Genomic DNA, 4,776 nt, shown 5'->3' with positions numbered 1-4,776 from the left:
GGGGGCGGCCAGGGCCAGACTCGACGCACCCGCGCCGCAGCCGACGTCCAGCACGCACTCCCCCGTCGCGGGTGCGGCGGCTTCTATCGCGGCCTGGCCGAACACCGCAAACATGGCGTCGAGCCGGGCCTGGTTGGCGGCCCAGTACTCTCCGCTTTGGCCATTCCAGTCGGCGACCTGATAGGCATTTTGCTCTGTCATGACATCTCCTCGTTTTGATTCGCTCTTCAGGCCGTGCAAAAGCCGGGGACGGCGACCTTCTGGAACAGGTGCGGGCTGCCTACGACGGATGATGGATAGGCCGAAAGCTTCGCGACGAACTCAGGATGGGTGAGGCCGGCGCGGACCGTCTCGGTGGATTCCCACACCACATAGTTCAGGTAAGTCGGGCTATCGCCGATCGCTCGATGCAGTTGCATGGAAATGAAGCCCGGTTGCTTCGTTATGATCTCGGCAGCCGCCTTGAAAGCATCCAGGAAGCCCGCTTCGTCGGCGTAATCGAGCGTGAAGAGGTTAATGAGCACGACTGGCGCGGCCGCGATGCCGAGCTGGCGCTCAAGCGGGAATTTATCGTCTAGCGGTTTGAATTTACGGTCTTGCGGCTTTTGGTCGGCCATGGTGGGTGCTCCCGTCTAGTGTGAAGTTGAAACCGGCGTGATCAATGCTGCTTCGAAGCGACCTTTAGAAGCCTGCGACAACCGAAGTGCCCTCAAACCAGCATCGACTGCTGGGCGGAGATGCCCGCCGTCGCGCCTTGCCATGATGCCGTGGTAACCGAGGGCATTGTGGGGTTGGCGAGGTCGCCGGCGGCGTAGATGCCGGGCACGCTGGTTTCGCGGCGCTCGTCGACCTTGAGGACGATGCCCTGGGGCGTATCGACCGTGGCGAGACCCAGCGATTCATGCAGGCGTGCAGACGGCTTGTTGCGCGGATGCGCAAACAGGATGTCGACCGCGACAGAGGGGCCGGCGTCGAGCCTGACGGTGGCGTTATGGCTCTCGTCATGGTCGATTTCGGTGACCCGGCCATCGACGACAGGGATGCCACGGCGCGCCAGATCGGCCCGGATGTCGGGTGGAATGTCGTGACCATTGGCGAAGACCGTCAACGTGTCAGTCCAATCGTGGTACAGCCTGACGTAGTTGTGCGACATTGGGCCGGACCAGACGAGACCCCAATGCCGGCCGGCAACTTCAAAGCCGTCGCAATAGGGGCAAGGCACGATTGAGGAGCCCCAGCCTTCGGCAAAGCCGGGAACTTCAGGCATCTGGTCGGCGACGCCATAGCTCAGGATCAGGCGGCGCGCCCTGAGGGTTTCGCCCTCACCCGTGAGGACGGAAAAATCGTCGATGGCGCCGGAGACGCTCTCGGCCCGGGCAGCGACCAGCCTGACCGTAGGATAGCGCGCCAGCTGCTGCCGCGCCTCGGCCAGGATCTCCAGCGGTGGCTTGTGGTCGTGGCCGAGCAGTCCATGCGAGTGGTCGGCGAAGCGATTGCGCGGCAGGCCGGTATCGAGAACGGTGACCTTTCGGCGGGCACGGCCAAGCTGCAGCGCGGCGGCAAGCCCGGCAAAGCTGCCGCCGATGATGATGACGTCATTCATGGTGATGGGCTCCGTGTATGGATGAGGAGATAGGCTTGTATCTTTTAGATACTTTGAAGTACCATAATTCACGAATTAGAATACTGTCAAGTACTGGAATTTTTTATGACCGAAAACAGCCAGGCCCGGCGCGGCCGGCCCGCCAACGAGGCGCTTGGCCAAACGATAGTCGACGCCGCAGGCGAACTTTTTGTGGAATTGGGTTTTCAAGCGACGACAATGGACAAGGTCGCCCAGCGGGCGAAGATATCCAAGCTAAGCATCTATCGGCACTTCGAGAACAAGGAGGCGCTGTTCAGTGCGGCCATTGCGGCCCACTGTCATCAGTTTGCACCGCAGGCCCTTATTGAAGGCGTCGGCGGTTCGGCGGCAGATCAGCTCATGGCGGTGGGAACATCCCTGCTTCGCACGTTGTTGAGCCCCGACGTGCGCAGTGTCGAAGCCATGATCATGGCCGACAAGACGAATCAAAAGTCGTTAAGCAAGCGCCAATACGAAGCCGGCCCCGCCTATGTCATTGCCCAGATCGAGGCACTGTTGCGTCAGTTGCACGCGAAGGCGGTTCTGAACGTGCCCGATCCTCTCCAGTCCGCCCGCTTGTTTGCCGCGCTTTTCAAAGGATCCGATCTCCTGATGATCGCGCGCTTCGATGAGGTAAGAGCAGAGGACGACAACGAAATCGAATCCTATTGCCGGGCGGCCGTCACCATGTTCATCGCCGCGCACGGTGGCAACGACCACGCGGGCGGATAAGAGGAAAAAAGGGGATTTATTTACCGCCCCTGCGACGGCATGCAATCCCAACACAGCAACCAGCGCCCTAAGATTCCCGACCAAAACCGGGAATCTCTGACCCAGCCGGGAGATTCAACTCTCTCACCAATCTAGCCCCGCCAGCCTTACCCTATCCCATTCCTGATAAACTCCCCGCCTCTGCCCTACCCATTCAGATTCCCCAATGCCCTTAATCACAGCCGCCCCCCAATCACTCTCCCGCCGCTTCAGCGTGGCGCCGATGATGGACTGGACTGACCCCCACTGCAGGTTCTTCCTACGCATCCTCTCCAAACACGCCCTGCTCTACACCGAGATGGTCACCACGGGCGCATTACTCAACGGTGATCACGAGCGTTTCCTGCGCCACCATGAAGCCGAGCATCCCCTGGCGCTTCAGCTCGGTGGCAGTGTCCCGGCTGATTTGGCCGCGTGCGCGCGGATGGCTCAGGCGCATGACTATGATGAGGTCAATCTCAACGTCGGCTGCCCAAGCGATCGTGTGCAGAACAACATGATCGGCGCATGCCTGATGGGGCATCCCGAGTTGGTGGCTGATTGTGTGAAGGCGATGCGTGATGCGGTGTCGATTCCGGTGACGGTCAAGCATCGGATCGGGATCAACGGGCGGGACAGTTACGAGCAGTTGTGTGAGTTCGTCGGGACGGTGCGTGACGCCGGGTGTACGAGTTTTACCGTGCATGCGCGGATTGCGATTCTGGAGGGGCTGTCGCCCAAGGAGAATCGCGACATTCCGCCGCTGCGCTATGACGTGGCGGCGCGGTTGAAAGCGGATTTCCCGGAGTTGGAAATTGTGCTTAACGGCGGGATCAAGACGCTGGAAGCCTGCCATGAGCATTTGCAGACATTCGATGGCGTGATGCTGGGGCGCGAGGCGTATCACAACCCGTATCTGCTGGCCGAGGTGGATCAACAACTGTTTGGCAGCAGCGCGCCTGTCATCACCCGCGCCGAGGCGTTGGCGCAGTTGCGGCCTTACATCGCCAATCATCTGGCCGCCGGTGGGGCGATGCATCACATCACCCGCCACGTGCTGGGGCTGGGCACCGGTTTTCCGGGGGCACGTCGTTTTCGCCAGTTGTTGTCGGTGGATATCCACAAGACCAAGGACCCGCTGGCGTTGCTGGATCAGGCGGCGGGCATGCTGGAAGGCCGCTGACCGTCACTTGCTTTGAACCTGAGTCCTGTTTTGGCATCGTATCTATCGATACCCGCCCCGGCCTTTCAAACAGCCGTTTTCAGGTTGTTGCCGCTGGGGCCATCGATCCCCCTTCACGCCCTTGAGTGGCTGCCGGCCCTCGGGTAATGTCAACAGACCCATAGGACAGAGCACGCTCATGACTTCCAAGCTGGAACAACTCAAACAATTCACTACCGTAGTGGCCGATACCGGCGACTTCGAAGCCATCGCCCGCGTTAAACCCGTGGATGCCACCACCAACCCTTCCCTGCTGCTCAAGGCCTCGGCCATTCAAGGCTACGCCGAGCTGCTGAACGCCTGTGTGGCGGACTGCAAGGGCGATGTGGGCCTGGCCAGCGACCGCTTCGGCGTGGCGGTAGGGCAAGAAATTCTCAAGGTGATTCCGGGGCGCATTTCCACTGAAGTGGATGCGCGCCTGTCATTCGATACCGAAGCCATGTTGAAACGTGCGCATCGCCTGATCGACCTGTACGAAAAGGCCGGTGTTGGCCGCGATCGCGTGCTGATCAAGATCGCGTCCACCTGGGAAGGTATTCGCGCCGCCGAGCAGCTGGAGCGTGAAGGCATCCAGTGCAACCTGACGCTGCTGTTCTCCTTCGCCCAGGCCGCGGCCTGTGCCGATGCCGGCGTGTTCCTGATTTCGCCCTTCGTCGGCCGCATCTACGACTGGTACAAGAAGGCCAATGGCAACGACTACACCGGCGCCGATGATCCGGGCGTGCAGTCGGTGACACGCATCTACAACTACTACAAGGCCAATGACTACAAAACCGTGGTCATGGGCGCCAGCTTCCGCAACCTCAACCAGATCGAGCAGTTGGCCGGCTGCGACCGTTTGACGGTCAGCCCGGAACTGTTGGAGAAACTGGCCGCCGACGAGGGCAAGCTGGAACGTAAACTGGCGCCTGGGCAAGCCGGTGAAGCGCGCTTGAGTCTCAATGAAGCGCAGTTCCGCTGGTTGTCCAACGAGGACGCCATGGCGACTGAGAAACTGGCTGAAGGCATTCGTCAGTTCGCGCGGGACCAGGAAAAGCTTGAGGCGTTGCTGCAAGCCAAGCTTTGAGGTGATTCAAAGGTAATGCAAAAGGGCGAACCTTGATGGGTTCGCCCTTTTTTATAGGCTTGGGATGGTGGCTTGCTGGCCGGGCTCATCGCGAGCAGGCTCGCTCCCACAATG

General features: G+C 60.6%; 5 protein-coding genes and 1 pseudogene. 3 read left to right on the top strand and 3 right to left on the bottom strand.

Annotated features, from left to right (window positions below; translation table 11 throughout):
- From HU811_RS25060 to HU811_RS25050, 3 genes and pseudogenes are all read right to left on the bottom strand, one after another.
- A pseudogene (locus tag HU811_RS25060) lies at positions 1-201 on the bottom strand (SAM-dependent methyltransferase); the annotation flags it as partial.
- A gap of 26 nt (positions 202-227) precedes the next feature.
- The gene (locus HU811_RS25055) at positions 228-617 is read right to left on the bottom strand and encodes an antibiotic biosynthesis monooxygenase family protein (RefSeq protein WP_054984084.1); all 390 of its coding nucleotides are present in this window, start codon (positions 615-617) and stop codon (positions 228-230) included.
- 92 nt (positions 618-709) lie between these two features.
- A complete protein-coding gene (locus HU811_RS25050; protein ID WP_186658675.1) occupies positions 710-1,603 on the bottom strand; it encodes an NAD(P)/FAD-dependent oxidoreductase in 894 nt (297 codons plus the stop codon).
- A 105-nt stretch (positions 1,604-1,708) separates the two neighbouring features.
- On the opposite strand from HU811_RS25050, the gene HU811_RS25045 reads away from it, so the two are divergent.
- The 3 genes from HU811_RS25045 (at position 1,709) to tal (ending at position 4,662) form a co-directional block, all read left to right on the top strand.
- Entirely contained in the window at positions 1,709-2,356 is a 648-nt protein-coding gene (locus HU811_RS25045) for a TetR/AcrR family transcriptional regulator (protein WP_092403209.1), read from the top strand.
- Between the two features lie 205 nt (positions 2,357-2,561).
- Positions 2,562-3,557 carry a tRNA dihydrouridine(20/20a) synthase DusA gene (gene dusA / locus HU811_RS25040; protein ID WP_186658673.1) on the top strand — a complete coding sequence of 332 codons (996 nt, stop codon included), beginning with the start codon at positions 2,562-2,564 and terminating at the stop codon, positions 3,555-3,557.
- A gap of 178 nt (positions 3,558-3,735) precedes the next feature.
- Positions 3,736-4,662, top strand: a complete 927-nt coding sequence (gene tal / locus HU811_RS25035) for a transaldolase (protein WP_092403213.1) — start codon at positions 3,736-3,738, stop codon at positions 4,660-4,662.
- The last annotated feature ends 114 nt before the right edge of the window (positions 4,663-4,776 follow it).

This window comes from Pseudomonas tehranensis, from assembly GCF_014268615.1.
In the GTDB taxonomy this organism is placed as follows: Bacteria; Pseudomonadota; Gammaproteobacteria; order Pseudomonadales; family Pseudomonadaceae; genus Aquipseudomonas; species Aquipseudomonas tehranensis.
Note: the sequence above shows the minus strand (reverse complement) of the source record. Positions and strands in the feature narration are given on the sequence as shown.